This is a genomic window from Sandarakinorhabdus sp. (assembly GCF_031430775.1).
GTDB lineage: Bacteria > Pseudomonadota > Alphaproteobacteria > Sphingomonadales > Sphingomonadaceae > Sandarakinorhabdus.
The window spans coordinates 1-3,583 of the sequence record NZ_JANPCD010000068.1; the positions used below are offsets into that span (position 1 = coordinate 1).

At 65.2% G+C, this 3,583-nt stretch carries 4 protein-coding genes and 1 pseudogene; 3 read left to right on the plus strand and 2 right to left on the minus strand.

What is annotated here, in order from left to right:
* Positions 1-479 (plus strand): NlpC/P60 family protein (locus RMQ73_RS03620; protein WP_310496664.1); only part of this gene is annotated, 479 nt, incomplete at its 5' end.
* A 48-nt stretch (positions 480-527) separates the two neighbouring features.
* Here RMQ73_RS03620 and RMQ73_RS03625 read toward each other — a convergent pair.
* Positions 528-1,325, minus strand: coding sequence for a methyltransferase (locus tag RMQ73_RS03625; RefSeq protein ID WP_310496665.1), 798 nt, complete (start codon positions 1,323-1,325; stop codon positions 528-530).
* A 122-nt stretch (positions 1,326-1,447) separates the two neighbouring features.
* Between RMQ73_RS03625 and RMQ73_RS03630 the strand changes: the two genes are divergently transcribed.
* A complete protein-coding gene (locus tag RMQ73_RS03630; protein ID WP_310496666.1) occupies positions 1,448-1,645 on the plus strand; it encodes a hypothetical protein in 198 nt (65 codons plus the stop codon).
* A 15-nt stretch (positions 1,646-1,660) separates the two neighbouring features.
* On the opposite strand, the gene purB is transcribed toward RMQ73_RS03630, so the two are convergent.
* Positions 1,661-2,965, minus strand: a complete 1,305-nt coding sequence (gene purB / locus RMQ73_RS03635; protein ID WP_310496667.1) for an adenylosuccinate lyase — start codon at positions 2,963-2,965, stop codon at positions 1,661-1,663.
* A gap of 72 nt (positions 2,966-3,037) precedes the next feature.
* On the opposite strand from purB, the pseudogene RMQ73_RS03640 reads away from it, so the two are divergent.
* A pseudogene (locus RMQ73_RS03640) lies at positions 3,038-3,583 on the plus strand (primosomal protein N'); the annotation flags it as partial.

Sequence of the window (3,583 nt, forward strand, 5' to 3'; positions counted from 1 at the left end):
TCGCACAGGCCAGCATCAAGGCAGCGGCGCTGATGGAATTGCCCTATGGCGCGGCGCTCGCCGGCACGGTCGACGGCGCCTTTCTGGCGCTGGCGGGTGGCGGCTTTGTCCATCGCCGCCACGCCGAATCGCCGCCAGCCGACCGGTTTGTCGCCGCTGCACTGTTCATGGGCGCGCCCTATCTATGGGGCGGCCGCACGCCCGACGGGGTGGATTGCTCAGGGCTGGTGCAAGCGGCATTGGCGGCTGAAGGCGTCGCTCTCAAGCGCGACACCGACCAGCAGTTGCAGCAGGGCGAAGCCGTGGATTTCGCGGCGCGCCAGTGCGGCGACCTGGTGTTCTTTCCCGGCCATGTCGGCTTGTTGACCGCACCGGACACGCTGCTGCACGCCAATGCGCACTGGATGTCCGTTGTCGAGGAACCACTGGCCGATGTGGTTGCGCGCGGCGCCGCCATTGCTGGTGTGCGCCGACTGTAGCGACCCCTCTCCCGCAGGCGGGAGAGGGTATGGCTCCGGCGCTTCGGTTTATTTCTTCGGCTTGACGAACTTCAGCGTCATGCGGTCGCTTTCGCCAATCGCGGCATATTTGGCCTTGTCCACATCACCTTCGGCATAGTTCGGCGGCAGCGTCCACACGCCCTTGGGATAGTCCTTGGTGTCCTTGGGATTGGCGTTGATTTCCGATGTGCCCACCAGCTTGAAGCCCGCAGCGGCCGCCAGCTTGGTGACATTGGACAGCTTCATGTAGCCGCTGGACTTCATCTGTTCGTCCGGGCGATCCTCGGGCAGGCGATGTTCGACGATGCCAAGCGTGCCGCCGGGCTTCAGTGCGGCGAAAAAGGCATTGAACGCTGCCTGGTCGAAACCGGCCATGTGCCAATTGTGGACGTTGCGGAACGACACGACGGCATCGGCACTGCCGGCTGGCGCAATGTCATAGCTGTCCTTGCCAAAGGCGGTGACGGTGATGGCACCGAACACATCGGGCTTGGCGACAAACTTGTCCTTGAAATTCTGCACGCCGCGCGCGGCGCCGGCGCTGGCGGCCGGGTTGTTGTGCGCGGCGATATACTTGCCCTTGGCCTTGAGGCCCGGCGCCAGAATTTCGGTGTACCAGCCGCCGGCCGGCGAGATTTCGACCACGGTCATCTTCGGCTTGATGCCGAAGAACGCCAGCGTCTGCGCCGGATGGCGATAGGCGTCGCGCGCCTTGTTGGCTTCGCTGCGGTGCGCGCCGGCGATGGCGGCATCAAAGGGGCCGGCGGCGATGGCCGGGCTGGCGGCGACAACGGCCGCAACGGCAAACAGGACAGGTCGAAACATGGGAAGTCTCCGGGTTGGGGAAATGCATTGTGGGTAACGATGCGCAATGACAGGTGCAACCGCGATGATTGCGCTTTGCTGAATGAGCCGGCACTGTCGCGATCCGCAAACGGAGGCTTCGATTGGGCTTTGACGACACATTCTGGCTGGCCGGCGCCGGCGCGGCGCTGATGCTGCTCGCCATTGCCGGCACGGCGCTACGCCGCCGCGCGCCGCTGGCCTGGCACGCGCACCTGCCCTGGAACGGACTGGTCTTTGTCGGCGCCGCCATTGCCCTGCTGTCCGCCGTGCATCTGATGACGCTGCTCCGGCGGGGTTGAGTCAATCTGGCCAAGTCAATCTGGCCCGAACACCCTGTCGAACACCGTGTCGACATGCTTGAAATGATATTCAAGGTCGAACAGCGCGCCCAGCTGCTCGGGCGGTAACAGCGCCGTGACTTCGGGATCGGCCGACAACAGGTCCAGCAGTTGCAGCGCGCCGTCGGATTCCCACACCTTCATGGCGTTTCGCTGAACCAGCCGGTAGCTGTCCTCGCGGCTGGCGCCGGCCTGGGTCAGCGCCAGCAGCACACGCTGCGAATGGATCAGCCCGCCCATGCGGTTGAGGTTCTTGAGCATGCGTTCGGGATAGATCAGCAGCTTGTCGATGACGCCGGTCAGCCGCACCAGCGCGAAATCCAGCGTCACCGTCGCATCGGGGCCGATCATGCGTTCGACCGACGAGTGCAAGATATCGCGTTCGTGCCACAGCGCGACATTTTCCAGGGCTGGCGTCACGAAGCCGCGCACCAGCCGGGCAAGGCCGGTAAGGTTTTCGGTCAGCACCGGGTTGCGCTTGTGCGGCATGGCGCTTGAACCCTTTTGGCCGGGGCTGAAATACTCCTCTGCCTCCAGCACTTCGGTGCGCTGCAAATGGCGTACTTCGGTGGCCAGCCGTTCCACCGAACCGGCAATGACACCCAGCGTGGCAAAGAACATGGCATGGCGATCACGCGGGATGACCTGCGTGGACACCGGCTCGACGGTCAGGCCCATGGCCTTGGCGACATGCGCTTCAACGCGCGGGTCGATGTTGGCAAAGGTGCCGACAGCGCCCGAAATCGCGCAGGTGGCGATATCGGCGCGCGCTGCGACAAGGCGCTGCTTGCAACGGTCGAACTCGGCATAGGCCTGCGCAAGTTTCAAGCCAAAGGTGGTCGGCTCGGCATGGATGCCATGGCTGCGGCCCATGGTGGGCGTGTATTTATGCTCCATCGCCCGGCGGCGGATGGCCGCGAGCAACCCGTCCAGATCTGCCAGCAGCAAATCCGACGCGCGCGCCAACTGCACGGCAAGGCAGGTGTCGAGCACGTCCGAACTGGTCATGCCCTGATGCACGAAGCGCGCTTCGGGGCCGACATATTCGGCCAGGTTGGTCAGGAACGCGATGACGTCATGCTTGGTTTCGCGCTCGATCTCGTCGATGCGGTCCACATCGAAATTGCCGCGTTCCCATACCGCCTTGGCGGCGTCGGCAGGGACGATGCCCAGCGGCACCAGCGCGTCCATGGCGTGCGCCTCGATCTCGAACCAGATGCGAAAACGGGTTTCGGGTTCCCAGATGGCAACCATCTCGGGGCGGGAATAGCGGGGAATCATCGGGCCGGTCCTGTCGTGTGTATTATCGGCGCGCGCCTAGCATGGCGGACGCCGATTGCCTATCTGGAGCCTGTGAATCGCCCGCCTGTCCGTGTCGTCGTCTTCCAGCATGGTCTGGGTGCGCTGGATTATGCCGTCCCGGAAGGCATGGTGCTGGCGCCGGGTGACGCTGTGTCGGTGCCGCTTGGACCGCGCATCATCACCGGCGTGGTGTGGGATGACGGCGTGCTTGAGGGCAGGGCCGTGGCGCCGGAGCGCCTGCGCGCCGTGACGGCCCGCCTCGAAATCCCCCCGTTGCCGGCACCGCTGCGCCGGCTGTGCGAATGGACGGCGGATTATTACATGGCGCCGCTCAGCGCCGTCATCCGCATGGCCTGGCCGTCGGTGGCGTTCCTGTCCCCGCGTGCGTTTGTGGAATATGTGCTGGCCGGGCCGCCGCCAGCGCGCATGACTCCGGCGCGGATGCAGGCCATGGCGCAGTTGGAGGGCCGGCAAGGCAATGCCCGCGACATGGCGCATTGGGGCGGCGTGTCCGAAGCCGTCATTCGCGGCCTGATTGCTGCGGACACATTGGCGCCTGTGCAGGTGAGCGGCGATGCCGACCCGCCGCTGCCGGAC